Below are 25,575 nucleotides of genomic sequence, written 5' to 3'. Positions count from 1 at the left end.
ATAATCAACGATCGTGAGTGATAATTTTTCGTACAGCAGACAATTATGTGAACTGGTGATACTCAACATTCCGGATCAAACATGATAACGTCGCCGGATCATGACGCCGCTTGTGGTGTCTGGATACCCTACAACAGCCCATTGGCACTGAGTTCCGAGTAGTTATGTCTTTAAAACATGCCATCCTGGCGATGCTTGACCTTGAAAAAGGTACCGGATACGACATCGTTAAGCGTTTCAACCTCAGTATCGGTCACTTCTGGTCCTCTTCTCACCAGCAGGTCTACAAGGAACTGCATAAGCTTCATGACGATGGGATGGTGGAATTTGAAGCGGTGGAGCAGGCCGGTAAGCCGGATAAAAAGGTTTATTATCTTACCGATGCAGGCCTTAAGGCGCTGAAGGCCTGGGTCAGGCAGCCGGCACGGGCATTCAAGATCAAAGAACCTCTGCTGGTAAAACTGTTTGCCGGACGGCATGGCGATAAAGACGAACTGCTCGAAGAACTGGCCCGACATGAACAGCTTCATCGTGAAACCGCAGAGCAGTATTCAAAGCTCGAGTCGCAAATGGAGCATCTGTCCTCCCGACAGCGCAAAAAGTATCTATTACCTTATATGACCCTGAGATTGGGTATTCATTTTGAAAAAGCCTGGCTGACCTGGCTGGCTGAAGTACGCAAGGTGATCCGGGACGAACTCGACTGATCCCGGGCAGTCATCTAAACCTTCCTCTTTGTCAGATAGGCGACAAATCAACGCCTCTTGATTGCATATACTCAGCTCAAACCAGAGGAGGTGTTGCTTGATGAAAACCCTTGTTGATCATCTTTCACAATATGCTGATTACCACCGGGATCGCCGTAATATTGCCACTCACTTTGTCGGCATTCCCATGATTGTATTTGCCGTGGCGGTGTTGCTGTCCCGTCCAGCCCTGGACGTTGCGGGCGTTCCTTTCACCATTGCCCTGATGCTGGCGGTGGCTTCAAGTATCTTCTACCTGCGCCTGCATGTGGGTCTCGGGGTGCTGATGACCGGCTTGATGGCCCTGGCGGTATGGGGAGGCCATAGAGTGGCCGCCGAAAGTACCATGGTATGGCTATCGACAGGAGTCGGGTTGTTTGTGGTGGGCTGGATAATTCAGTTTGTTGGTCATTACTACGAAGGTCGTAAACCTGCATTTGTGGATGATCTGGTCGGATTGGTGGTCGGGCCATTATTTGTCGTGGCCGAGTGGCTGTTCATGATGGGCATGATGCCTAGTCTGCAAAGCGCGATTGAGGAGCGTGTCGGCCCTACTCGTATTAACCCCGCCAAAACACCTCATCAAGTCTGAACCGGCGCACAGTCGGGTGTATTAGGGTCTAGCCGGACCCAACACAAGCGTTATACTGAAGGCTCCAATAACAATAATCCTTTGGAGCCTTTTTTCGAATGACTGCTGCTCAACGCCCGACACACTTTCTTGAACTGCTTAATACCGGGTCCTGGTTTCAAGGGTTGCCGGAGGGGCTGAAAACCAGCCTGATCCAGATGTCGGTTATCCGCCCATTGGCGTCAGGTGAACACCTGTTTGAGCGTGGCGACCAGCCTGATGGTATCTATGCGGTTGTACAAGGCGCTTTGAGGGTTACCGGCGTACGTGAAGACGGAAAGGAGGCGATACTCACCTTTGTCGAGCCTCCTAACTGGTTTGGTGAGATTGCCTTGTTTGACGGTCAGCTTCGGACCCATACCGCCATCGCAGAAGGCCCGGTCACAGTGCTGAATGCCCCTCAGAAAAAACTGATTCAATTGTTGGATCAACACCCCCAATACTGGCGGGATTTCGGATTGTTGCTCTGCAATAAGCTGCGTTTTGCGTTTCTGGCACTGGAAGACAATGCACTGTTTACTGCTTCAGAGCGTCTGGTAAGACGTCTGCTGATGATGTCAGAAGGATACGGCGAATGGACCGGAAAATCCCGCCGTGTTATCAGTTTGCATCAGGAACAACTGGGTATGATGTTGGGTATCTCGCGGCAGACGACCAACCAGATTCTCAGGAATCTGGAAAGTCAGGGCATCATTGCCCGAGCCTATGGGGAAATTGAGATTCTTGATCCCGTTCGACTGCGTGCATTAGGTTTTGGGAAAGACAAAATATAAAAGGGGCGGGCAGCCCCTGAAGTCCCTGCTGGCGCGTCATCCCGTGGAATTTGCCTGGCCATCCCATGATCAATAGCCTGGATGGGGCTATTTGGGGCGGGATATATGCTTACACATCTCACGTAAGATAATGCGTCTGGATATGACTCCCATCACTCTCTGGCGACCATCCACCACCGGATAAATCTTGGGTTTCTGCTGCTGCATCAGACTGGCCAGATCCAGCAGATTGTCGTCCTCCTTGGCGGCAAGTACGTCTTGGCGCATGATATCGGCCACAGTGGCTACTCGGTCGGCGTAGTACATCACCTGACTAACGGTGCCAAGACAATCCTGTTCTGAAATCCATCCGACCAGAGCTCCATTACCATCAATGACCGGTCCTCCGATCAGTTCGTTTTTTACCAGATTGGCGGCAGCTTCCACCACCGGCATCTCCGGGGTGAATGTAACAAACTTGCGACTCATGCAGTCGCTGACTTTCAGGTTATCCATCGACTCCTCCACGGTATAGGGTTGTGTACCTCTATTTTGCTAATGCAAAAAACAGGACACTTTTCCATCCGGAGTCTCAATTATTGAAAAAATCCGCATAAATACTGGGCTGAGAGTGTGAAAGCCTGATTTTCTGAAACTAAACGGGAGAGTTCTTGAGCGTTAAAGTGGTGCGTTATAAATTTCAATTGAAAATATAACGCACCAATTAGTCTCATATGGCGACTGAGGTTAAGTCGATAAATGCACTAAAAAGGTGCGTTTATCGATGAGTATATTGTTGCTTGTACTCGGTTGAATCAGTACCGAGTTGAAAAAGTACCTATCTGCTTGAGAAAAATACCTATCTGCTTGAGAAAAGTACGTATCTGCTTGAAACAGTAACTGGATTGAATAGATACATAGCTGAATCGCCACGTTATTGACGAAGCAATTGCATGGCCATTTCCGGATAACGCGACCCCTGGACCATATCTTTGGGAATTCCTGCGGTAATCTGCCCCAATTCCTCTTCTGACAGGGTGATTTCCACAGCACCGGCATTTTCTTCCAGGCGGGATATTTTTCGGGTGCCGGGGATTGGGACCAGATCTGCCTGTTGATGGAGCAACCAGGCAAGAGCCAGCTGTGCTGAAGTACAGCCTTTGTCAGCGGCCAGTTTGTTGACTTGCTCGACCAGCGCCAGATTGGCCTGGAAATTTTCTTCTGAGAATCTTGGATTTGTCAGGCGCCAGTCATTCTCATCGAAAGAGTCACGGTTTTTATAGGCTCCCGTCAGGAATCCCCGCCCTAATGGGCTGTATGCAACCAGACTGATACCTAGTTCACGGCAGGCGGGCAGGATCGAGTCTTCCAGCTCTCTCGTCCAGAGGGAGTATTCGCTTTGCAGGGCGGTAATAGGGTGCACAGCATTGGCTCTTTGCAGCAGTGTTGCGTTAGCCTCAGATAGCCCGATATGGCCGATTTTTCCTTCCCTGACCAGTTCCGCCATTGCTCCGACCGTGTCTTCAATCGGCACGGTTGAGTCCATCCGATGCTGGTAATAGAGATCGATATGGTCCACTCCGAGACGTTTAAGACTGTCCTCACAACATTGGCGTACATATTCCGGGCGACCACAAACCCCGAGAAACTGGCCGTCACTGTCGCGTTGAATGCCAAACTTTGTGGCCAACACCACTTCGTCACGGCGCCCGGACTCCTTCAGCACTTTGCCAAGCAGCAACTCATTGGTATGTGGGCCGTACATGTCTGCTGTATCCCAGAAATTAATACCAATATCCAGGGCGCGTAATAAGGTGTCTGAGGAGGCCTTGTCATCGTGATGTCCGTAGAAATCGGACATGCCCATGCAACCCAGCCCGATTGCGGATACTTCCAAACCGGAGGTTCCTAACTTACGTGTCTTCATCTTGTTTCCTCGCATCTGTCCTGATGATTGAGTCGGTGTGCCGACTGACCATTTCAGTATGCCGAAGCAAGTCATCTGGTCACTACAATAGAACTCCGCAATGTTTGCCTATTCCTACAAAAATATGTTTCCGCACTGGGCATATACTGGGTTTCGCACGCATAATGCTACAACAAGGCCGAAGGGCTCAGACGACTTGGCCGTCAAAAAATGGTTGTAGATAGAGATGGATATGCTCAACTTTGAACGATCACCAAGAACACCGCTCGCCAGGTTGGTGGAGATCTATATGCCCGAGGACGGCAAAGTGGAGACAGCAGTACCCGGCTTGTCACTTATTCGGGTTTCACACACCAATCAAAGAGGGCCGGTCGTTTATGAGCCCAGCCTTTATGTGGTGGCTCAGGGAAGCAAGCGAGCTTATTTCGGACAAGAAGTGTATACCTATGATGCATTGAACTATCTGCTGCTGACGGTACCTCTCCCCCTGGAAGCCCAGGTGATCCGGGCAACTCCTGAAGAACCCTATCTGGCGGTACGCATCGCGCTGGACCTGAATATGGTGACTGAACTGCTGATGGAGCTGGAGGAAGACCTTCCCACCGTTAAAGATGCTGTATTGCGCGGAATCTATTCGTCCCGGCTTGATGCCGAAATGAATGATGCCGTGTTACGGTTGGTGAAAACGCTGGGCAGCACTCAACGCTCGAAAGTACTGGCACCGATTGTCACGAAGGAAATCCTGTTTCACATACTTCAGGGGGAGCAGGGGCACATACTGAGATCCTTTGCCAGGCAGGACCGTCACAACCACCAGCTTGCCAGAGTCCTTCAACATATCCAAAGAAACTATTCCCAATCCCTGGAAGTTAATGATCTGGCTGTCATAGCGAATATGAGCGCTTCTTCGTTTCACTCTCACTTCAAAACAGTGACAGGGTGTTCACCACTGCAATATATCAAGAGTATCCGGTTGCACGAGGCACGCAGGATGATCCATCAGGATACCCAGAATGTCGGCGATGCCGCTTACCGAGTCGGGTATGCCAGCGCCTCTCAGTTTAGCCGTGAGTACAAGCGTATGTTTGGAGAAGCGCCCAGCCGGGATGGCCTGATAGTATCCTGACAGAACCTGTCAGTAGTGTTGCTTCCGTCTGTTGAATCAAATCCACGCCGGTTTAACAATAGAGTTCTTATGACACGCGAGATTGATGACTTCATTGTCCCATAGACTTCGTCTTCGAAGTTTCGGTTAGGGAAACCCAGGCGGTGGGTTTCCCTTTTTTTATTGCATGTTTTATGCGTGTTTTATTGCAGAGCTCCCAATGCGGGTTGCAGCGTGGAAATATCCGGTTAGCATTAGGGTAAATCCTAAGCCGCAGGTTGAAGCAATGATCGGATCCATCAGCGCCAAACTGTATTCGGACAATCCCACCGAAACCCTGTATCACTACACCTCGTATACCGGACTGATGGGGATTGTGGAATCCGGCACGATATGGGCCGGCGATATCCGCTACATGAATGACTCGGCTGAACTTCGCCATACGGCAGACCTGATTCGTCAGGAGACGGCACATCGTATCAGTGGCGGTCATACCAATCCGGTATTGCTGAACAGTTTTTTTGATTGGGTTTCCCGACGCATTACCAACGGCCATATGTTGTTCGGGGCCTCTTTTCGGGCGAATGGGAATCTGTTGAGCCAGTGGCGGGGCTACAGCACTCATGGAAAGGGAGTGAGTATCGGATTTTCACCCTCTCATATTCTGGAATGCTCCGGACAGCAGGGGTATCAGGTGGGCCGCTGCCTATACAACCCCAAGGCACAGCAGACGCTTATCGCAGAGGTAGTGGATGCGGTTGAAACCATGGCCGCGACCAGTAAAGACAACAGTGCCAGTTATGTGGATCTGTTTAGGTCTATTGAAGTGGATCTGCTGAGGATCGCTGCCATTCTCAAGCATCCTTCCTTCCAGGAGGAAGACGAGTGGCGAATAGTTTCACCGGTGGTGACTGATTTCATGACTTCCTCAGTGAAATTCCGGCAGGGGACTTCCATGCTGGTTCCCTATCAGGAATTCCACCTGAAAGACCGGGAGTCCGGGCAGATGCCCCTGGAGCATATCTTTTTGGGGCCGACCCCGAATATGGAGCTGTCCATGAATTCCCTGACGCTGTATTTGACGAAGCAGGGAATTCAGCCGGTGCAAGGGTTGAGTTATTGTCAGATTCCCTATCGGCTTCGTTAGGGATAAGGCAATTCGCTGGGGACAGGTAAGTCGAGGCGCTATCGTCGGAGCTTCCAGGGCAGTTTTATAAGACTGCTGCCCTGAGCTGTGCTTCCATGGAATCCCAATCCAGCTCTCTATCGTGAATGATTTCCACTCGGGATGTTTGTCCTTCCATCAGGCTTGATGTGGTGATCACTCCATCCTCGGCATTCACGGCCAACCAGTTTTCCTGGGTGTGCAAAACGGCTTTTGCCCGGACGCACCCGAGACTATAGAAAAGAGACAATACCTGCACCGGGTCGAACTGATAGGTTTCCGGGAATATCCATCCGCAGGCATGATACCCGTTATCAGAACGTTGTTTGCGGATTACCTCGGTGACACTTTGTGCCGGCAGGTCGAGCACTGACAATGGCGCTTGGTGCTGTAAAGGTTCGTGCTTTTGACGTGCCGGTTCAGCGGCATCCAGATTGAGCCATTCAGGATCCAGTTGTCCTTTGATAATGTTTGCGCTGGAGACCTTTTTACCAGTGCTCTTTTGTACCTGTTCAAGCCATGCCTGAAATCTCTCGAGATCTTCCGCTTCACACAAATCTGTTTTGGCGGCGACAATGACATCGGCCACTTGTGCCTGTTTGTTGAAAATATCGTGCTCCAGGTATTTGGCCTGATTCAGTTTGCGTGGATCCACCAGGGTGACCGTTGCCTTGAGCTCCAGCATCGGTTGATAGAATTCACCGCGCAGAATGGAAATGATTTCATCCGGGTGTCCCAGGCCGGAAGGCTCAATCAACAGACGGTCCGGGCGTTTGCTCAATAACATGTTGAGACCAATTTGCATGGGGAGCCCGTTCACACAGCACATGCAGCCGCCGGGGACTTCCCGGATCAGGGCTCCCTGATTTGCCAGCATGGCACCGTCGATCCCCACTTCACCGAACTCGTTGACCAGGACCGCCCAGGTTTCATCAGCGGGTTTGCTGTCCAGCAAATGGCGAATCGTGGTGGTTTTCCCAACACCGAGAAAGCCCGTAATGATATTGGCCGGAATGAGGTTGTCTGACACGATAGAATCTGACACAGGAAGGAATCCTTAATCCGTTGTAAATGTATGGGGTGCTCTTCTCATCCTGTGAATTCGACAGCCCATACATTTCGGTAGTCATACATTTCGGTAGTCATACATAGCTGTAGTCATACATAGCTGTACGGAGATGCGGTCAGTCAGAAGGGGGCTGATCCAGCATTTGGGAGACATGGGTTACGCTGCGGATTTCCGCCACAAAATCGTAGGCATCGCCAGGAAAATAAGAGCGGGTGAACTCTACCGGAACACCGTCTTCAAGCAAACCCAGACGTTCGATGTAAAGTACCGCACTGTCCTCCGGGATCTCCAGTAGCTTGGCACGCTTTTCATCGATGGATATCGCTCGCAGTCGCTGCAGGGCTTTTACCGGCCTGATACCGTTAACGGTTAAGGCATCATAAAGTGAGCTGGTCACCTCAAATGGGTTATCCAGGAAGCGCCGGGGGATGGTGGCGGTTTCCAGGGCCATGGGTTTGTCGTCTGCCAGCCGCAATCGGTAGAAGCGTACCACTTCATCTTCCGGCTTCAGTTTCAAGGCTCTGAGTTCGTCTTCATGGGGCATTCCGACGGATCGATCCAGCCAGCGTGAACCGGGCTTTTTGGAACGTTCCCGCATGATTTCGGAGAAGCTTTTTAGGTAATTCAGTGGCTGTTCAACACGGTCGGCGACAAAGGTGCCGGCACCCTGGCGTTGGGTAAGAATGCCCTCTTCTACAAGGTCATCAATGGCTCGTCTGACCGTGACTCGGGACACGCCCATAACAGATGCGATTTCCCGCTCTGCAGGTACCACGTCGCCGGGCTTGAGTACGTCATTCTCAACCGCTTCACGAATTTTCCTCTGCAATTGCAGATACAGTGGCGCCGTATGGCGGGAAAGTTCATCGGGGGTTCCGAATATCTGGCTGATATAGGGATGGATAATTTGCTGTTCAGGTTTATTCATAGCCTGTTATTACTTTTGTCCCCATGTAAGGCCAGGGTCTGTTGCTATATTGCATACTGCTCTTCAATGAGTTGGTGCAATCTTCAATAGTCCCTGGTGTTGTCGTTGACCTATTATGCCTGACTTGCTGTCATGATCGCAGGGTTATCTACAGGAATTTCTGTCGACCGGCGAACTTTTGGCATTGCCTTGCCATTCATATTAAACACATGAACGGACTCCGGGGCAAAGCTCGCTTCCAATTTATCGCCTACGCGGATTTCGGATTCACCTTCACCGCGAACGACAACTTCTGTGCCGTCGGCCAGGTTCATGTAGATATAGGTGACTTCGCCCAGGTGCTCGACCAGCTTTACTTCCCCTGTCAATGAACTCGCTAAATCCCGTCCCTCGAACAAATGCTCGGGGCGTATTCCAACCGTTACCTGCTGACCTTTCTGTACCTCAGAGGTGTCCACATAGGCTTTCACCTGAGCGCCGTCCTTGAGTGTCAGCGCCAGGTATTCAGTTGCGACCTGATCGACGGTTCCCTGTATGAAATTCATTTTGGGCGAGCCGATAAAGCCTGCCACAAATTGAGTCTGTGGATATCTATATAACTCCAGTGGCGAACCGCATTGTTCGATGCGGCCTGCATTCATGACCACAATCTTGTCGCCTAAGGTCATGGCTTCGACTTGGTCATGGGTCACGTAGATGATGGTAGCGCCAAGATCCTTGTGCAGCTTTCCGATTTCCACCCGGGTTTGTACCCGCAGCGCGGCATCAAGATTGGAGAGCGGTTCGTCAAACAGGAAGACGTTGGGATCCCGCACGATGGCCCGTCCAATCGCTACCCGCTGGCGCTGGCCACCGGACAGTTCACGGGGGAGTCGGTCCAGAAGGTGATCGATCTGGAGAATTCTGGCAGCTTCTTCGACTTTTTCCCGGATTGCCCGTTTGCCTTGTCCTGCGATCTTCAGTCCGAAAGCCATGTTCTTGAACACGCTCATGTGCGGGTACAGTGCATAGGACTGGAAAACCATGGCGATACCGCGGCGGGCGGGATCCAGGTGATTGACCACCTTGTTATCGATGATCAGCTCGCCTGCCGTGATTTCCTCCAGTCCGGCAATCAGCCGAAGCAGGGTGGATTTACCACACCCGGAAGCGCCCACGAGCACCACAAATTCACCGTGCTTGATGTCCAGGTCGATACCATGCAGAACATCGACTTTACCGTAGCTCTTTTTAATGTGATTCAGTTTTACGTCGGCCATTGTTCACCTCATTGTTCGACGTTTTCGCCCCTAATGCAGTATGGGACGAATGAAATATTGATTGCCTGTAAGTTTCAAAGATCGTTCAGATCTCATACTCATGTGTTACTGAACTGCTGACTGCGTTATCTCTACTTCACAGCTCCTGCTGTCAAACCTTTGATCAGCTGCCGTGAGAAAATCAGATACAGAATTAGTACCGGTACAATGGCCAGCGTCAGGGAGGACAGTACGGCGTTCCAATCCGTTACGAACTGCCCGATAAACTGCTGAACGCCCAGGGTAATGGTCTGGGTCGATTCGCCTGGCGCCAGAATCAATGGGAACCATAGATCATTCCAGATGGGGATCATGGTAAATACCGCGACCGTTGCCAGTGCCGGCCGGATTAACGGCAGCACGATCTGGAAGAAAATCTTGTATTCGCTGACATTGTCACAGCGTGCGGCTTCCTTCAGCTCTTTGGGGATCGTGCGGATAAACTCCGACAGAATATACACTGCGAGTGGCAACCCCTGGGCAATATAAACCAGTACCAATGCCGTCAGGGTATTGACCAGATGCAGATCGACCATGAGCTGAAGAATACTCACAGTCCCCAGCCGAATGGGAATCATGATGCCCATTGCGAACAGTATGGCGATGAACAGATTGCCGCGGAATTTATACTCCGTCAGCGCCCAGGCGGCCATAGCCCCGAACAGCAGGACGAAGAACAAAGACAGCAACGTGACGATCAGGCTGTTAAAGAAAAAGACGTCAAAGGTTGAGCGTTCCAGAACCTCGGTAAACCCCACCAGGGTAAACGAAGAGGCATCAGGAAATGCCAGTGGATCATTAAAGATGGCTTTCCGGGTTTTAAACGCGTTGACTAGAATGACCAGGATCGGAAACAGCGCAATCACGGTATAGACGATCAAGATCGTGTGAACGCTGGCTTTCTTCAGCAGTCCCGGATTCAGAAAGGCCGTTTTCCAGCTTTGCGCCGGAGCGGCGATGGCTTGTTTTGCTAGCATGATAAACCTCCGGTCACAGCTGGAAGCGCTGGATGCGCCGTTGTACGAAGAACAGATAAATCATGACGCCTGTCAGAATGATCAGGAACATCAAAGTGGCAACTGCGGCACCCATGGTGGGGCTCCCCTGTTGCAACTGGAATCCAAAGAACGTTCGATAGAACAGGGTTCCCATGATATCGCTCGAGAAGTTTGGTCCGGCCAATGCGCCTTTCACCGCATAGATCAGTTCAAAGGCATTGAAGTTGGCGACAAATGTCAGGATCGACACCATGCTGATCGTTGGCAGCAACAGCGGAAGCTTGATGTGCCAGAACACATGACGGCTCTTGGCTCCGTCGACCACGGCCGCGTCGGTCAGGTCTTCGGGGATATTCAACAAGGCCGCATAGATCAACATCATGGGGATGCCGACAAACTGCCACACAGAGATCAGTGAAAGTGTGATCAGAGCAGTGCTTTCTTTTCCGAGCCAGGCATCAAAGTAATTGCCCAGTCCGATGTTATACATAAAGTCTTCGCTGATGCCCCAGAGTGGGCTCAACAGCAGCTGCCAGACAAAACCGATAATGACGACGGACAGCATTGTCGGCATGAATATCAGGGTTCGGTAGGTGCCGCTCAAGCGAAGTTTGGGAGAGCTGAGCAGCATGGCAAGCAGTAACCCGATGGGATTCTGAAGCGCCATATGAATGGCGAAAAACTTCAGGTTGTTTTTCAGGGCATTCCAGAAGGGTTCTGACCAGAATTCGTTAAACAGCAGATTGCCGTAGTTCTGCAATCCGACAAAAAAGGTAGCGCCGGTTTCATCTTCACTGAACAGCCCGAGACGCAGGGTATCCAGCAGAGGATAAACACTGATCGAAATGTAGATCAGCAAGGCCGGTCCCAGGAAAAACAGGATGTGCCAGGGAAACGGTTTGGCAATGTTATTGGGAGCCCCGGTTTGGGGCTCTGGGTGATTCTGACTCATAGTGCGGTTCGTGGTTGATTTCATGGTGCCCAGCCTTTCATCTGATGAGTGGACAAGCAGAACCCAGTCTTTCAATAGTGACTGAATCAGCGATTTAAGACCATAGCAGATGGTTGGTGGTCGGATAGCCTGCCCGGGCTTAGTGCCCGGACAGTCTTACCCTGAAGTCAGAGGATTACTGGTGAGGTGGGTACCAGGCTTTCAATCCTGATTCCACTTCCTTACCGGCATCTTCCGGTTTCATGGTTCCGTTCAGTACCTGGACGGACACATTCCAAAGCTGGTTCTCCATGTTGGGAGTACCGCGGGAAAGGATTTGATAAGAGTTACGAATGGTTTGCTTGCACTGGCCTCTCCAGCTCAGGAACTCCTTGGCGACAGGGTCCTTGATGTTGACACTGTGGTTGGCCAGAGGGAAGAAACCAGGTAGGGAGTTGGCATAAAGCTCTGCAAACTCAGGTCCGGCCATCCAGGTCAGAAAAGTGCGAGCAGATTCTTTCTGCTTGGAAGCCGCGTTGAGTCCTATGCCGATATCTGTGTGGTCGCTGATATAGCAGGTTTTCTGTCCGTCCGGAGTAGGAGGAGGGAAGGCACCGAACTCAAAATCTGCCTGATCATTGAATGTGGTGATATCCCATGAACCGGCGGGATAGATGGCACCGCGACCGAGGGTGAACAGGTTCTGCGAATCAGCATATTTCTGTGCCTGGTAGCCACGGCCCATGTAGGGAGCCCACTTGGCCATGAAGTCCCAGACCTTCACATATTCCGGATCGGTCAGTTTGGCATCGCCGCTGATCAGGGCTGCACGTCCTTCTTCACCTTTCCAGTAGTTGGGACCTACGTTCTGGAAGCCCATCGTGGCGGCTTCCCATTGGTCTGCGGTACCCATGACCAATGGAACATAGCGGGAATTTTCCTTGATGCTTTCCAATACTTTAAAGAAATCACTTTCGGTTTTAGGAACAGAGAGTCCCAGATCCTTGAAGATTTCCTTGTTGTATATAAAGCCGTGAATGACAGAGGCCATTGGTAGGCAGAAGACATCATTACCGTCGTCAGTTGACCAGGCGGCTTTGGCAACCTCCGGGTAGTTTTCCATTCCTTTGAGACTGTTCAGTTTTTCCAGATTGCCTTTCTGGTACAGAGCCAGAGAGGTATCAAAGGGGCGGCAGGTGATCAGGTCGCCGGCGGTTCCGGCCTGCAGTTTTGCCTGCAGCGCAGAGTTATAATCCGCTGGTGGGGTGGGGGCGAATACCACCTTAATATCAGGGTGTTGTTTATTGAAAGCAGGAATAATCACATCATTCCAGATCTTGGCGTCATCATTCCGCCAACTTTCAATAACCAGTTTGTCCGCTGCGTTTGATAGAGGCGCTGCAAATATGGTGGCAACAAGCCCCAGTTTGGTGAGTCGGCTCAAATGGTTTTTTATCTTACTTATACACATCTTTTTGTTCTCCCATCAAGATGATCCAAGACCTAAGACATCTCTTTGCCCAATACCAGACTATTAATGGTATTTTTATTGTGTAATACCAATATAAACCCAATAGTAAACTCCAAGCAAGTGGTTTTTGGCTGCGTTTTGCCCGTTTATGTCGATTTTCGAGATGATGTAATGAAGAACAGGGTTGGAATTGAAAGGGTTTTGCTCTATTATCGGTATAGGTATTTAAATGGTATTGTTGGTGTGTACAGCTTAAGACCACTTTTCCGACAAAGTGTCGGGAATGCCTGCAAAAACAACCTGATAGGTGATAGTTTGTTGTAGAAAGCGGGGCCAAGCTGATCGCCAAATGGGAGATGAATATGCGTGTCATTATTGCTGAAAATGCTGCAGATGTAGCCTCGTATGGCGCCCAGCAGTGCATTCGGCAGCTCCAGTCGAAGCCTGAGTCTGTGTTGGGGCTGGCAACTGGAAGTACTCCGATCGCCTTATATCTACGCCTGATTGAAAGCTATCATCGGGGAGAGATCAGTTTTGCGGGAGTCCGGACATTTAATCTGGATGAATATATCGGAATCGATGCCAGCCACCCGCAAAGCTATCGCCGTTTTATGCAGGAACACCTGTTCAATCATATCGATGTTGACCCGGAGAATACCCATGTTCCCCTCGGAATGTCGGATCCGGAGGAGGAATCCCGTCAATATGAAGCTAAAATAAGGTCTGCCGGCGGTATTGATTTGCAGATCCTCGGAGTGGGACGCAATGGTCACATCGGATTCAATGAGCCAACATCCAGTCTGGGGTCTCGTACCAGGGTCAAGACATTGGCACCGGATACCATTAGAGACAACAGCCGCTTTTTCAGCCAGGACGAAGAGCAACCGCATCTGGCAATCACCATGGGAATAGGAACGATTATGGAAGCGCGGCAGATCATTCTGCTGGCAGCGGGAGAAAGCAAAGCAGACGCGGTCAGGGCTCTGGTCGAGGGGCCAATGACTGCGATGCAGCCTGCCTCCGTGCTGCAAATGCATCCTGAGGCATTGGTGATTGTAGATAAGGCAGCAGCAGGAAAACTAGAACTGGTCGAATATTATCAGTGGGTGCAGCAGGAAACTCTGCGTCTGCAAGGAGCTTATTGTTGAGTTCAGAAGTTTATTACTTGGGAGTCGATGGCGGCGGTACATCCTGCCGGGCACGACTCTGTGATGCCGCGGGCAAGGTGTTGGGGGAGGGGACCGCAGGTAGTGCCAATCCCCGGCTCGGGTTGGAATACGCCTATGCCAATATCATTGCGGCGACACAATCAGCACTGGCTGCCGCCGGGGCGGACAGATCCATTCTCTCATCAACCTACGCCGGTTTGGGGCTCGCCGGTGTCGCGCAACAAAAAGAGTACGATCTGGTGATGAGTCATCCTCATCCTTTTGCGGATATTGCGTTGATGACGGATGCCCATACCGCCTGCCTAGGCGCATTTGGAGGAGAAAGTGGTGCCATACTGATTATGGGAACCGGCTCCTGTGGCGTGGCATATGTGGATAAAGCATTCCACGTGGTAGGGGGATGGGGGTTTCCTGTATCGGATACAGGCAGTGGCGCCACGCTGGGCTTGATGGTGCTCCGCCATTCACTGCTTGCCTATGAGGGAATGGCTGAATTTTCGCCATTGGCCCGGGATATCATGGAAACCTTTTCCAACCAGCAACAGAACCTTGTGGCCTGGATGGATCAGGCTAAACCTCGCGATTATGCGAGCTTCGCTCCCAGAGTTTTTCAGTATGCGGATAAAGGTGATCCCGTTGCCTGCAAGCTGCTTACCGCGCTCGCGGAAGAAGCCGCTGTGATGCTGCGCAGATTGTTACAGCTGGGAGCGCCGAAATTATGTGTCATGGGAGGTTTAAGTCAGGTGATTAAGCCCTGGCTGCCGCAGGATGTAACCTCATATATAGAGGCGCCAGTGGGCGATGCCATGGATGGTGCCATTCGATTGATCAGACAGAAACAGGAGGCAGCCTGATGGCTTATGCCTTGACTGAAGGCCGGATATTCACAGGTGATGAAGTCCTATCCGGTCATGCAGTAATTGTAGACAGCGGACGCATTGAGTCTGTTGTGCCGGTAGATCAACTGCCTTCGGGCATAGACAAGCTAGCACTGAATGGAAATCTGCTAGCCCCCGGCTTTATTGACGTACAGGTGAATGGTGGTGGCGGGGCATTGCTCAATGATGACCCATCTTCGGTGACAATCAATACCATTGGGGAAGCACACCGTCACTTTGGTACCACCGGTTTTCTGCCAACCCTGATTACAGATACCCGGGATACGATGGAGGCTGCCATTCAGGCCGTGCGTGAGGCTCTCAGGCAAAAGGTCCCCGGCGTCAGGGGGATTCACCTGGAAGGCCCATACCTGAATACGTCCCGCAAAGGGGTTCATCGTAAAGAAGTCATTCGTGAGCCGGAGCAGGATGCCATTGATCTTCTATGCTCTCTGGGATCGGAAGGGATTACCCTGGTCACGCTGGCGCCGGAGAGAGTGCCGCCGGGGTTTATTCGGGAGCTTCGCCGCCGTGGGGTACTGGTTTCTCTGGGGCATACCGAAGCTTCCTATGACCAGGTTCTTCAGGCGCTGGAAGAAGGCGCTACCTGCTTTACCCATCTTTATAACGCCATGTCCCCTCTGAATCATCGTGATCCAGGGGCGGTCGGAGCGGCGTTGGATGATCCGGACAGCTGGTGCGGAATTATTGCCGACGGGCATCATGTACATCCGGCCAGCCTTCGTATTGCATTCAGGGCCAAGGCAAAAGGCAAGATGATGCTGGTGACCGATGCAATGCATACTGTAGGTATCGAGGGTGACAGGTTTGAATTACAGGGACAGACCCTGATCCGTAGGGATGGATTACTTGCCACGGAGGATGGTGTTCTTGCCGGCTCAGATCTGGACATGGCTACGGCAGTTCGGTACTGCGTAAACCATGCCGGTGTCAACCTAGAAGAAACCCTGCGGATGGCCTCTTTGTATCCGGCGACGTTTCTCGGCATCGAACAGAAGTATGGCCGTATTGCACCTGGATACTGTGCTGATATGGTTCTGCTTGATGAGAAGTTTAATGTTATCTCCAGTTGGGTGGATGGGAGTTGAATCTCAGGCGGTAAAGACCAGGGCAGGAATTCGGCGATAGCCTATCTCTGCCCCGGTAGCTTTTGGCTAATCAGGTGGATGGAAGACCATCCGCCTGGATTATTTGACCAGGCTCAATGCTTTTTCCATTCCGGTGTCTTTCCCCGCATATATATCGTCCGGCTCCATATACAGGGCCTCATATTGAGGGGGAATTCCGATGCTCTCAAAACGCTCCCCCTTAGGTGAAATGTAGACCTCGTTAGACAAAGAAAATTCCCAGCCATTGGGCAGTTCAAAAGTCAGGCTGTCGGAAAGAATTCCACCGGTTGGTTCACCAATCAATGTCACTTGGGGCAGGTTCCGCATGACGAGAGAAAATATCTCCGCGCCACTGTATGTACTACCGCTTATCAACAGATACACCGGCTTCGTATACTGAAGAGCGCCACTAGACTTCAGGTATACGTGTAGGGTGTCTGTGTAGCGGTCACGGTGTCGGGCCTTTTTGCTGAAAGCATGCAGACGGTTTTGAGTAAATCTTCCTGCTATTTCCAAAGCGCTACTGTCATAACCTCCGGGATTGCGACGTACATCGATAATCAGGGCATCTGTTGTATAGAGTGTCTCAATGGCATTGTCCAAGGCAGATTTTAGCGCTTGATCAATGGTATCGAAGTCAGCATGGGGTTCCGCTGAGTATTCATACATCGAGTCAACCCGGAGGTAACCGACATTCCTGAAGGACCTGGATTTCTCCACCATGCCGTAACAGATATTGTCGTTGGCAACACAGGTCAGGTCGTCCAGGTACTCAGTAAGGTTTACGCTGTTTCTGTTATCTACTTTGCGATAAAAGTTATGCAGGAAAGCGTTGTAGAAAGCACTGAAGTCATGATATTCCTCCTGCTCCTCAAACAATTTTCTCAGTTCATCCTGTGGGTACTGATCATCGAAATAAGTCCGAAGTCGCTGTAGCCAGGCAGGATCCTCCTCAGGGGAGAAAGACACGTCGTCGTTTTCCAGGTTGATATGTCCGTCGTCAATAGGCTCCAGCATTTCCTTGAGTAAATTGAAGAATGCCTCATTGCTGTGAACTTCTTTCAGCTTGTTCCAGCTAATAATGTTCGTATTAGCCCAGTCTACTTCACGGATGTCGAAGAATGCGTAATAGTCATTAAATGTATGCCAGAACACATCATAGTTGGCTTGGTAGTTCGTATCAGGCGCGGTTATATCCTCAAGGCAGTATTGAGGCAGATGATCTAACTTGTGTCGGGTATACGAATGAATATCTCCCGGTATGTTTTCTGGAATGGTATTAAAACGCTTTCCGTCGCCAGTGAGCGAGACTTTCCCAAGAATTTCATTAGCCTGTGTCAGGGAAACTTCATCCAGCTTGATACAATTTTTCTGGTTGTACTGATATATCGTAACCGTGTTCTCGGCAAACTCCAGGATCTGGCCATAGCCTCTTTGTTCCCAGGTTCCGGTCAACTCAGAGGCTGGGACGATTCTGGACTTACCGTTATTTTTAGCAGGTTCATCGTAATGGCAGGCTGCAATAGAAAAAGCCAAAGCCATGGTGCCGGCTAACTTAATTATTCCTGGCAGCCCCTTCTGATCCATAAAGAGTGCTGGTGTCATTGGGTTCTCCTTAATTTGACTGAAACAGAGGGAATTGTCATTTTTTACCGAGAGAAACTCTTTAGCGGGATTGGGAGCAATTGTCCCGTAACAGCATAACTGTGTGACGTATCAGGACAATTGGGGACAGTGTTATCCAGGCCAGACTCGTCAAGCCGGACTCTCCAGAATAGATTTGAGGAAAATTTGCTGCCGATATGAATCCGATCGGGCTCGCTATTCCGGCGGAGCTGGGCTTTAATAGCTAAAAAAGCCCAGTTTAGAAACCGTTATGCTAACCACACTCGAACCCATTGCCGACAATCTCTGGACCGTGTCAGCGCCGCAGCATTTTCTGGGATTCCATGTCGGCACGAAAATGACGGTAGTCAGGTTAAGCAACGGCAGTCTGCTGTTGCATTCACCGGTATCTGTCAGTCATCAGGTCAAAAAGGCCCTGGATGAGTTGGGGCCGGTTTCGCATATCGTTTGTCCGAACCTCTATCATCATCTTTATGCCGGTGAAGTATTAAAGCTATTTCCGACCGCCAAACTGCATGGGCCGGCGAAGCTTCATAAAAAACGCAAAGACTTACCGTTTGATTATGCATTGTCCGACAGCCCCCATTCTGATTGGGTGGATGATTTGGAAGTGCTCACTATCGAAGGCAGCATGCTTCACGAGACGGTCTTTTACCATAAACCTTCTGCCACACTGATCAGTTGTGATCTGGTGGAAAACTTCAGAACTTCCGGTCACTGGCCAACTCTGTTGTGGCTCAAGGTGGGCGGACTCCATGGCAAGGTCGGCTGGCACCATCTGTTAAAGTTGGTCTATTGGAAACGTTCTGCAGCCAGGCAAAGCATTTTGAAAATGCTGGAGTGGCCGTTTGAACGTGCCATTATTGCCCATGGCCGAATACTGGAGGAGGACGCGCATCATACGATGGAGCAGGCGTTCCGGTGGTTATTGAAATAGGGATGAATAATATGAATGGCGATCAAATCTCTGTCAGACGGGTTGTGCTGGATGTACTGAAGCCCTTGCAACCAAATGCCTTGGAGTTTGCCCGGCAGGTATCCGGCGCTGCCAAAGGTTGTCAGGTCAAAGTCAGGGTGGTGGAAGTCGATAGTCAGACTGAGAGTCTGATGGTTGAAATTTCAGGAAATTTTGTACCGGTTGATGACGTGATTACAATGATTCGTGACAGCGGCGCCACCGTCCATAGCATTGATGAAGTTGAGGCGGTAAATCACGAATCAACTCAGGATTAAGGCAAGTGGGTTTCCTGAGTAACCTGCAATACGTTATACGCCTCACCAAGTCTCAGGGAATTGCCCGACGTTATCTGATCACCAATGGTTTTGATGGTGCCTTCACTATGCTGGGCCTCAACATGGGGTTTTACGTCAGCAACCATACCGACCTCAATGTCGTTTTTCATGCCTGTCTTGGCGCTGCCATAGCGCTTGCCGTCAGCGGCTTATCCAGCGCCTATATCAGTGAATCCGCTGAACGCCTGAAATCACTCCATGAACTGGAGCAGGCGATGATCACCGACCTGTCCGATACCGTTCACGCAGAAGCCGCCAGAATTATCCCCATATGGGTCGCCTTCGTTAACGGAGCTTCACCGCTGATGGTTGTTACCGTCATCGCCAGCCCTATCTGGTTGGCCCTATTGGGATCGAACCCTTTTCCCAACCCGGTAGCCGGAGCGATCCTTGTCGCCTTTGTGGTGCTATTTGCATTGGGCGTTTATGCAGGGAAGATCGGCAGAACTTCTTGGATCAAGACGGGATTTCGAACGTTGCTGGTGGGGTTGTTGATTAGTTTGTTGGTGTTGTTGGTTGGATAAGGTAAATCTCAGTCTCTATGAGCGGTGGAGCGATGTCTGTGTATAACAGTATTTTCAAATGTTTTCCTAACTATCTTAAACAGACGAATAATGGGGCAGTTTAAATGGATGGTGCACTCTTATCTCTCATTGGCTTGATTGTGGGAGCTTCCCTCCAATATTTCTATACGAGGCATATTGAAAACCAGCGGCACATCCGTGACTTGCGTTCAAAGGCTTATATGGATTTTCTGAAGGCTGTATGTGAACTAGCAAATTATCGTCCCGCTAACGACACTAGGGAGAGAATTGAGATTTCTGAACGCACAGCCGATGCTAAAGCACGTATATGTTTATACGGATCAGCTAAAGTTATTCGAGCATACTCAGCGTGGGAAAAGTTGGGCCCTGCGATGGAGACTGAAGATCAGCGTTCTGCTTTCATCGAAATGGTTAAGCTCATGCGGATTGACTCTGGTGGGGAAGTTGAGATAAGCAATGAGGATCTTCGAAATGTATTGTTAGGTATCCACTAATACTCTGGTGACATTCTAAAAATGTTTTATGCCCTGTAACGGCTAGTCCCTCAGAAACACAAAGCTATTGTTTAGAAATAACACATACAGGAATTCAGATGGTTCAGACACCATACAACGAAAGAGATGAACAATAGAGCCGTACATCTCGTATTCTGCTGTGCTAAATATAGAACAATCGGCAGCTATTGGTTATGTGCTCTGCCCATGAAATTGTTCCCAAGCTAGAGATTCTAGTTGGCCGGTAAGCTCATTTGAGGTTTCATCAAAGAGCTTGTACATTATGTGATGCTGGCTAATTGCGGCAGTTCCTTCCAAACCTAACAGTACAGAATAGAGCGCATCCGTGAGCGCTTCATCGACTATGCACTTTACTAATTCTAGCTGTTTCTCATCTAGCCCTGCAGCCGACAGTTTCTTGCGTCGTGAGATACTTGACTCGTTTGAAAAGTAGCTACTGACCAGATAGTCCTTCAAATCTTTGAATTCCTGGACAAACTCTTCTGGGCTGATTGATAGGCCATCCCCGCTCATTTAGAGCTCCTAATGAAATATCGTGGTTTATTTTGGTCTGATCCGAAAAGTAGCTGATAAAACAGTAACCTACTTACCGAAGGGAAGTTCTCGTACTACCAGATCTAGTAGTTCATCGACCACAATATAGCCAGCTATAGAATCAATATAAGATGGCCATCCAAATTCTTCATCCCACTCGATTAGATCATACTCATAAGGCAATACGGCTAGAATTTTCCTGTCTCTAGGAGGTTCTCCAGTTTGCCAAAGTAGAGATCCTTTAGCTTCCTTTGTTTCCAGGGGAGATTCCATTCCTGTCAGAGTCTGCAGGGCGTTTCCCAGGCGAATATGACCTAAAATTTCTTGCTCTAAGCCTTCCCATTGGCCGTGAACCCAGGGGGCAATGTCGTATGCAATGCCTGATGGATTCTTTACTGCAACTAGGTAGTAGATACCTGACTTCTGGGGTTGTAGTGTTTGCCAAAGGTTTATTGCCTTTACCATTTCTCTACCTCTATATCGCGGTCAACTGCTTGTTCAAATTCTTCAACTAGATTTTCTAATTCTATTTTACGGCTGTGGTTGAACACATGTGCATTAGTTACGAAATCCAGAATTCCAAAGATTGATTTATCCTGCTCATCTTTGTGGGATTCCGTCCAATGTGTGCAATAAATCAACGCATTGTTGCTTGTCCATTTATACTGGTTTTTGGGGTATCTACGTTTGGCAATTATATGATCTTGTGAATCTTTCTCGAGCGCATGGATATGATAGGCGTTGTCAACACAAACTGGAGGAAGGTCATAAGGGGCATCCCTTCCTAGAACATATCGAGCATTAATATAGCCGATACCGTCTCCGTTGAATAACAGCGCTCCCTTTTTGTAAGCGACAAAATCTTTGATGAGATTATTAAGTTCAGGGTGTTGATTGAAGAGCTCCTTTAATTCGGGGCCAAACCAAATCTTGAATGTTCTACCCATTGTGAATTTCCATTGTCCATTTCTTGTTTTTTTTATTACTGAGCTTTGCTTTTTTAAATGCTTCAGAAAGCGCTTTTATGCTTTCTGGTGAGGCTTTGAACAATGGAGGTCGGCAGATTTCATGCTCCTTTGATTTTTTGCTCATGCTTAGTCCTTAAGTAAATGTACTATCATTATTGGCTGAGGATACAAAATGTACCCTCCAGATATGTATCTATCAATCGGTTAAATGGTCTATCAAATGTTCTCCAAGTAGAGGGAGATTAATGATGACGGTTCGATGTGTTGAAGCCATTGAAAATTGCCAGTATTTGGCAGATCCTTACCCGAAGGGGAAGCGCAATGGTTCAGGCTTCCAGAATATTGAAACAGGAGCAGGCGATGGCCAGTGGTTGGGCGCGTGATGGTGCTGTTCAGGACCAAATTGATGCGAGTATTGAAGACGAGGTGGCAAGAGCCAGGAGCCGGTTGGGCTCCGGTGAAAGTGCAATGACCTGTGACGAATGCGGCGGTGATATTCCGGAGGCGCGTCGCAAAGCACTTCCAGGTATTCGTCTGTGTGTCGGGTGTCAATCTGCCCTGGAAGAGCAGGAAACGACGTCGAACGGAATTAATCGTCGTGGCAGCAAGGATAGTCAACTCAGATAGCTGATCATTGGTCGCTCCATCATCGATAGCTAGCAGCGAATAACAACGTTATGGATACAAAGGAAAAACAGAAAGAATACCTGGTGATTTCCAGAGGACATTGGGATCAAGACAAGTCACCCGAACAGATCCAGGAAGCCATAGATAAGTTCTATCTCTGGATTGAACAACAGATAAATGAAGGCCGTATGATGGCCGGGCAGCGGTTGGTCAACGAGGGAAAGGTGGTGCAGAAGCAACGCATAACCGATGGCCCGTATACGGAAACGAAGGAAATCATCGGGGGATTCTGGTTTATTCTGGCCGACAGTCTCGATGAGGCGGCGCAACTTGCCTCAGAGAATCCCTGCCTGGAGTGCGGCCTCTTTTACGAGATACGGCCGATCGAAAATGAGCTAGCCAGCGCATATAACGAAACCTCTGAGACCCCAAGATAATTCTGATCTCCCTATTCTCCTGAGCGCAACAGTTACCTGAGAGCAATTTGCCTGCTGGTGTGAATAGTGGAGTGATTTTGAACCCCACACCCGATTCTATGTTGTATATTTAGGATAACAACGCCAGAAATAAGGATAGACTGGAGTCATGGAGACTGAAGGGCCAGGGTCGTTTAATCTTAGTTATGAGTATTTGTTTGAACAGTACTCTACCCGGACGGATAGCCGGGAAAAAATTGCAAACAGTCTGGTAAGCCAAATCAGCCATCCCCACACCCTGCACTTTCTGGATCTAGGAGCTGGAGATGGCCGCCTTACCCGAATTCTCGCCTCACATTTCCTGTGTACGACTGCTGTTGATAAGCGCTCCGCTTTCAATGAGAGATTGACAGGCATTCCCGGTGTCGAGTTTGTTCATTCTCCAATTGAATCACTCATACTGGAAAAACCGTTTGATATTGGCTTATTCGCATACTCGCTTTCAGGGGTTTCATGTGAGTCTTTGAATCGGGCGATCAACTCACTGTTTATGCAATCGTCAGATGTGGGGCGGCTTTTCTTCCTCACCTATGAGAACGGTTGCAGCTGGGATCGGTATGCCGATAGGGTTTATCGTGAGCTTGGTATTGCTCGTAATGGTGGAAGTGATCAGCATCTGAGAGATCTTCGTTCATCAGGATTTGAAGTGCGAGAGTTGGATTCCATCGAGACATTGATATGGGATACCTCAATCTCCGGGCTGTTCGACACACTCGCATTTTTCTTTTTTTCCAGAGCAAAAACCTACATCCAGCGAAAAGAGCATTTCCTGCGTTCACTGCAGGAGCATGCGAGGATCAGTGACAACAGGGGAGCCGAGCTTCCCGTCGTTGAAAAGTTATATGAAATTATCCGGTCCGGCCGCTAACAATCATAGTCATCGGGAAAATATCAATATGAGTAAGAGGGTTAAAGGTTCATGCCTCTGTGGAGAGGTGAGATTCACAATAGAAGGTGAATTTGAGAGTTTCTTCTTGTGTCATTGCGCATATTGTCAAAAGGATACCGGCTCGGCTCATGCCTCAAACCTGTTTTCGACCAACGCCAAGCTGAATTGGGTTTCCGGTCAAGAGAAGGTCACGGTTTATAATCTGCCGTCAACACGTCACGTAAAAAGCTTTTGCTCCCATTGCGGCTCTGCTCTTCCGAGTACTCAAATGGAAGGCCGTTTGATTGCGGTACCTGCGGGAAGCCTGGACGACAAAATCTCATTGAAACCCAATGCCCATATCTTTGTTGCCAGCAAAGCAGAGTGGGATCATGGTCTGGAAACAATTCACTGTTTTGATGGCTTGCCTGGCTAGAATCCATTTTTGCTTTTTAATAGCCTGGGAAACCGTTAGGCTTTCCCAGGTTTTTTGTATAAGTGCATTGGAATAAGGACGCTAGGATGAAGAGAGTTGTTTTTCTTCTATCAATGGTATTGGTGAGCTCCCATGGTATGACGAAATCCCTGGGTAGTACGACCGAATCCATGGAAAAGTATATGGTATCTTCCAGCGACTATGTTGCCGGGCACCCGGTCAGTGACTACGCTAATCGATGGTGGATGTGGGCATTTTCCGTACCCGATGATGTCAGCCCGGTTCGTGACAAATCTGGCGAGTTTTGTCAGGTTTCACAACAGGGGGACGTTTGGTTCCTGGCTGGAGGATACGGCTCGTCAAAAATAAAAAGGACCTGCGTCGTTCCAGCAGGCAAGTACTTGTTTTTCCCAGTAATCAATATGGCTTACTGGCCCCGAAAAGAGGGCGCAATGACCTGTGATGAGGCTAAGAAATTAGCCGCACTGAATAATGACAAGCTCCTTAATATTCAGGTATCGCTTGATTCGGTTGTTGCAAGGAATCCGGTTGATACTCGAATTTCTTCTACTTCGTGCTTTGATATCTATGAAAAGATTCCCCGGAAATACAACCCTCCCAAGCTATATCCGTCTGCTACAGATGGGTATTGGGTAATGTTGAAGCCGCTGGATAAAGGAAAACATATGCTGAAATTCAGCGCGCAGTATGACCGTGAGAAAGGGGCCTATAGCAAAATGGCTCAAGACATAGAGTATGAGCTGATCATTCAGTGAGCTCGAATTCCGTAGAATATGTCGGGTAAAACCTAAAGGAATAAGATAATAATGAGTGATAGTTGGGACGATTATGCGGAAGGTTGGGACAGTAATGAGGACGTTATTTCCTATTCTGAAAAAGCCTATAAAACCCTGATTGATATATACAAGGTTTCAGGGGCCAGAGTTTTGGACTTTGGCTGTGGGACAGGTCTGTTGACGGAGAAGCTCTCGCCCCATGCCAGTGAGGTTGTGGCAATTGACCCGTCTGAAAAGATGATATCCGTGCTGAACCAAAAAGGTTTGAAGAACGTCACGACCATTCAGGCTGAGTTGTCGGAAGCGCTTGTAAATGAAGAGGCAAGTTTGCAGCAGGGCTTTGATTTGATCGTTGCGTCCTCAGTGTTGGCGTTCATTCCCCAGTATCAGGACACCATTGCCTTGTTACAGAGGCTTCTTAAGAAAGACGGTTATCTGGTGCAATGGGATTGGCATAAGCATGAAGGCTTTGGCTTCAACCGGGATGAAATCGAGAAGGCCTATACCGACGCCGGCTTGTCAGAGGTGTTGGTTTCTGTGCCGTTCGCCATGGTAGGGGCTGGCGGATCAATGGAGGTGATCATGGGAGTTGGCAAAAAAACTTGTGATTAGCGACTCCGGCGAATGCCCATTACCGGGTAATCCGTAATACAGAGGTAAAGCTGATTGTGTTATTTGTCTTAGCCTGTCCT

General features: G+C 49.5%; 31 protein-coding genes. 18 read left to right on the top strand and 13 right to left on the bottom strand.

Features of this window, described 5'->3' with window-relative positions; genetic code table 11:
• The first annotated feature begins 164 nt into the window (after positions 1-164).
• The 3 genes from BTA51_RS05745 (at position 165) to BTA51_RS05735 (ending at position 2,150) form a co-directional block, all read left to right on the top strand.
• Complete coding sequence (locus tag BTA51_RS05745; RefSeq protein ID WP_094706456.1) at positions 165-707, top strand: PadR family transcriptional regulator; 543 nt, start codon at positions 165-167, stop codon at positions 705-707.
• Positions 708-807: 100 nt separating this feature from the next.
• Positions 808-1,338, top strand: a complete 531-nt coding sequence (locus BTA51_RS05740; RefSeq protein ID WP_094706455.1) for a DUF962 domain-containing protein — start codon at positions 808-810, stop codon at positions 1,336-1,338.
• 98 nt (positions 1,339-1,436) lie between these two features.
• A complete protein-coding gene (locus tag BTA51_RS05735) occupies positions 1,437-2,150 on the top strand; it encodes a Crp/Fnr family transcriptional regulator (RefSeq protein WP_094706454.1) in 714 nt (237 codons plus the stop codon).
• 87 nt (positions 2,151-2,237) lie between these two features.
• On the opposite strand, the gene BTA51_RS05730 is transcribed toward BTA51_RS05735, so the two are convergent.
• Both BTA51_RS05730 and BTA51_RS05725 read right to left on the bottom strand, forming a co-directional pair.
• A complete protein-coding gene (locus BTA51_RS05730; RefSeq protein ID WP_094706453.1) occupies positions 2,238-2,645 on the bottom strand; it encodes a CBS domain-containing protein in 408 nt (135 codons plus the stop codon).
• A gap of 418 nt (positions 2,646-3,063) precedes the next feature.
• Positions 3,064-4,056, bottom strand: a complete 993-nt coding sequence (locus BTA51_RS05725) for an aldo/keto reductase (RefSeq protein WP_094706452.1) — start codon at positions 4,054-4,056, stop codon at positions 3,064-3,066.
• Positions 4,057-4,288: 232 nt separating this feature from the next.
• Between BTA51_RS05725 and BTA51_RS05720 the strand changes: the two genes are divergently transcribed.
• Together BTA51_RS05720 and BTA51_RS05715 are read left to right on the top strand one after the other, a co-directional pair.
• The gene (locus BTA51_RS05720) at positions 4,289-5,182 is read left to right on the top strand and encodes an AraC family transcriptional regulator (protein WP_168188075.1); all 894 of its coding nucleotides are present in this window, start codon (positions 4,289-4,291) and stop codon (positions 5,180-5,182) included.
• Positions 5,183-5,447: 265 nt separating this feature from the next.
• Positions 5,448-6,308, top strand: a complete 861-nt coding sequence (locus tag BTA51_RS05715; RefSeq protein WP_094706450.1) for a DUF2971 domain-containing protein — start codon at positions 5,448-5,450, stop codon at positions 6,306-6,308.
• A gap of 64 nt (positions 6,309-6,372) precedes the next feature.
• On the opposite strand, the gene BTA51_RS05710 is transcribed toward BTA51_RS05715, so the two are convergent.
• The 6 genes from BTA51_RS05710 to BTA51_RS05685 all read right to left on the bottom strand — a co-directional run bounded on the left by BTA51_RS05710 (position 6,373) and on the right by BTA51_RS05685 (position 13,021).
• Entirely contained in the window at positions 6,373-7,371 is a 999-nt protein-coding gene (locus BTA51_RS05710) for a GTP-binding protein (RefSeq protein WP_246840932.1), read from the bottom strand.
• Positions 7,372-7,510: 139 nt separating this feature from the next.
• The gene (locus BTA51_RS05705) at positions 7,511-8,323 is read right to left on the bottom strand and encodes a GntR family transcriptional regulator (protein WP_094706449.1); all 813 of its coding nucleotides are present in this window, start codon (positions 8,321-8,323) and stop codon (positions 7,511-7,513) included.
• A 113-nt stretch (positions 8,324-8,436) separates the two neighbouring features.
• Complete coding sequence (locus tag BTA51_RS05700) at positions 8,437-9,582, bottom strand: ABC transporter ATP-binding protein (protein WP_094706448.1); 1,146 nt, start codon at positions 9,580-9,582, stop codon at positions 8,437-8,439.
• A 131-nt stretch (positions 9,583-9,713) separates the two neighbouring features.
• Positions 9,714-10,598, bottom strand: coding sequence for a carbohydrate ABC transporter permease (locus tag BTA51_RS05695; RefSeq protein WP_246840931.1), 885 nt, complete (start codon positions 10,596-10,598; stop codon positions 9,714-9,716).
• Between the two features lie 13 nt (positions 10,599-10,611).
• Positions 10,612-11,571, bottom strand: a complete 960-nt coding sequence (locus BTA51_RS05690; protein ID WP_094706730.1) for a carbohydrate ABC transporter permease — start codon at positions 11,569-11,571, stop codon at positions 10,612-10,614.
• A gap of 175 nt (positions 11,572-11,746) precedes the next feature.
• Positions 11,747-13,021: an ABC transporter substrate-binding protein gene (locus tag BTA51_RS05685; RefSeq protein ID WP_246840930.1), complete on the bottom strand. Its 1,275-nt coding sequence runs from the start codon at positions 13,019-13,021 to the stop codon at positions 11,747-11,749.
• Positions 13,022-13,383: 362 nt separating this feature from the next.
• Here BTA51_RS05685 and nagB point away from each other — a divergent pair, with 362 nt between their 5' ends.
• Genes nagB through nagA form a run of 3 tightly spaced genes read left to right on the top strand, consistent with a single transcriptional unit; the run spans position 13,384 to position 16,177 of the window.
• Positions 13,384-14,169 carry a glucosamine-6-phosphate deaminase gene (gene nagB, locus BTA51_RS05680; protein ID WP_094706447.1) on the top strand — a complete coding sequence of 262 codons (786 nt, stop codon included), beginning with the start codon at positions 13,384-13,386 and terminating at the stop codon, positions 14,167-14,169.
• Positions 14,166-15,044 carry a BadF/BadG/BcrA/BcrD ATPase family protein gene (locus tag BTA51_RS05675; protein ID WP_094706446.1) on the top strand — a complete coding sequence of 293 codons (879 nt, stop codon included), beginning with the start codon at positions 14,166-14,168 and terminating at the stop codon, positions 15,042-15,044. Before nagB ends, BTA51_RS05675 begins: the two co-directional genes overlap by 4 nt.
• On the top strand, positions 15,044-16,177 hold the full coding sequence (nagA, locus tag BTA51_RS05670; RefSeq protein ID WP_094706445.1) for an N-acetylglucosamine-6-phosphate deacetylase: 1,134 nt from the start codon (positions 15,044-15,046) through the stop codon (positions 16,175-16,177). The genes BTA51_RS05675 and nagA overlap by 1 nt, the downstream gene beginning before the upstream one ends.
• Positions 16,178-16,276: 99 nt before the next feature.
• On the opposite strand, the gene BTA51_RS05665 is transcribed toward nagA, so the two are convergent.
• Positions 16,277-17,803, bottom strand: a complete 1,527-nt coding sequence (locus BTA51_RS05665; protein WP_094706444.1) for a S41 family peptidase — start codon at positions 17,801-17,803, stop codon at positions 16,277-16,279.
• Positions 17,804-18,074: 271 nt separating this feature from the next.
• On the opposite strand from BTA51_RS05665, the gene BTA51_RS05660 reads away from it, so the two are divergent.
• The 4 genes from BTA51_RS05660 to BTA51_RS05645 all read left to right on the top strand — a co-directional run bounded on the left by BTA51_RS05660 (position 18,075) and on the right by BTA51_RS05645 (position 20,156).
• Positions 18,075-18,761, top strand: a complete 687-nt coding sequence (locus BTA51_RS05660) for a DUF4336 domain-containing protein (protein WP_094706443.1) — start codon at positions 18,075-18,077, stop codon at positions 18,759-18,761.
• An 11-nt stretch (positions 18,762-18,772) separates the two neighbouring features.
• Complete coding sequence (locus BTA51_RS05655; RefSeq protein WP_094706728.1) at positions 18,773-19,057, top strand: DUF211 domain-containing protein; 285 nt, start codon at positions 18,773-18,775, stop codon at positions 19,055-19,057.
• A gap of 5 nt (positions 19,058-19,062) precedes the next feature.
• Positions 19,063-19,641 carry a hypothetical protein gene (locus BTA51_RS05650; protein WP_094706442.1) on the top strand — a complete coding sequence of 193 codons (579 nt, stop codon included), beginning with the start codon at positions 19,063-19,065 and terminating at the stop codon, positions 19,639-19,641.
• Between the two features lie 104 nt (positions 19,642-19,745).
• Entirely contained in the window at positions 19,746-20,156 is a 411-nt protein-coding gene (locus tag BTA51_RS05645) for a hypothetical protein (RefSeq protein WP_094706441.1), read from the top strand.
• 192 nt (positions 20,157-20,348) lie between these two features.
• Here BTA51_RS05645 and BTA51_RS05640 read toward each other — a convergent pair whose 3' ends face one another.
• The 4 genes from BTA51_RS05640 to BTA51_RS30135 form a co-directional block, all read right to left on the bottom strand.
• Complete coding sequence (locus tag BTA51_RS05640; protein ID WP_094706440.1) at positions 20,349-20,690, bottom strand: hypothetical protein; 342 nt, start codon at positions 20,688-20,690, stop codon at positions 20,349-20,351.
• A gap of 69 nt (positions 20,691-20,759) precedes the next feature.
• Positions 20,760-21,176: a hypothetical protein gene (locus BTA51_RS05635; RefSeq protein WP_094706439.1), complete on the bottom strand. Its 417-nt coding sequence runs from the start codon at positions 21,174-21,176 to the stop codon at positions 20,760-20,762.
• On the bottom strand, positions 21,170-21,658 hold the full coding sequence (locus BTA51_RS05630) for a type II toxin-antitoxin system YafO family toxin (protein WP_094706438.1): 489 nt from the start codon (positions 21,656-21,658) through the stop codon (positions 21,170-21,172). Before BTA51_RS05630 ends, BTA51_RS05635 begins: the two co-directional genes overlap by 7 nt.
• Positions 21,651-21,803 carry a hypothetical protein gene (locus BTA51_RS30135; RefSeq protein WP_168188074.1) on the bottom strand — a complete coding sequence of 51 codons (153 nt, stop codon included), beginning with the start codon at positions 21,801-21,803 and terminating at the stop codon, positions 21,651-21,653. The genes BTA51_RS05630 and BTA51_RS30135 overlap by 8 nt, the downstream gene beginning before the upstream one ends.
• Positions 21,804-22,039: 236 nt before the next feature.
• Between BTA51_RS30135 and BTA51_RS05625 the strand changes: the two genes are divergently transcribed.
• The 6 genes from BTA51_RS05625 to BTA51_RS05600 all read left to right on the top strand — a co-directional run bounded on the left by BTA51_RS05625 (position 22,040) and on the right by BTA51_RS05600 (position 25,495).
• Complete coding sequence (locus BTA51_RS05625) at positions 22,040-22,306, top strand: DksA/TraR family C4-type zinc finger protein (protein WP_094706727.1); 267 nt, start codon at positions 22,040-22,042, stop codon at positions 22,304-22,306.
• 50 nt (positions 22,307-22,356) lie between these two features.
• The gene (locus BTA51_RS05620; protein WP_094706437.1) at positions 22,357-22,743 is read left to right on the top strand and encodes a YciI family protein; all 387 of its coding nucleotides are present in this window, start codon (positions 22,357-22,359) and stop codon (positions 22,741-22,743) included.
• Between the two features lie 148 nt (positions 22,744-22,891).
• On the top strand, positions 22,892-23,650 hold the full coding sequence (locus tag BTA51_RS05615) for a class I SAM-dependent methyltransferase (RefSeq protein ID WP_094706436.1): 759 nt from the start codon (positions 22,892-22,894) through the stop codon (positions 23,648-23,650).
• Positions 23,571-24,086: a GFA family protein gene (locus BTA51_RS05610; RefSeq protein WP_371333174.1), complete on the top strand. Its 516-nt coding sequence runs from the start codon at positions 23,571-23,573 to the stop codon at positions 24,084-24,086. Before BTA51_RS05615 ends, BTA51_RS05610 begins: the two co-directional genes overlap by 80 nt.
• An 86-nt stretch (positions 24,087-24,172) precedes the next feature.
• A complete protein-coding gene (locus tag BTA51_RS05605) occupies positions 24,173-24,862 on the top strand; it encodes a hypothetical protein (RefSeq protein WP_094706435.1) in 690 nt (229 codons plus the stop codon).
• Positions 24,863-24,913: 51 nt separating this feature from the next.
• Positions 24,914-25,495 carry a class I SAM-dependent methyltransferase gene (locus BTA51_RS05600; protein WP_094706434.1) on the top strand — a complete coding sequence of 194 codons (582 nt, stop codon included), beginning with the start codon at positions 24,914-24,916 and terminating at the stop codon, positions 25,493-25,495.
• Positions 25,496-25,575 lie beyond the last annotated feature (80 nt).

Origin of the sequence: Hahella sp. CCB-MM4 (genome assembly GCF_002260525.1) — a bacterium.
In the GTDB taxonomy this organism is placed as follows: Bacteria; Pseudomonadota; Gammaproteobacteria; order Pseudomonadales; family Oleiphilaceae; genus Hahella.
Note: the sequence above shows the minus strand (reverse complement) of the source record. Positions and strands in the feature narration are given on the sequence as shown.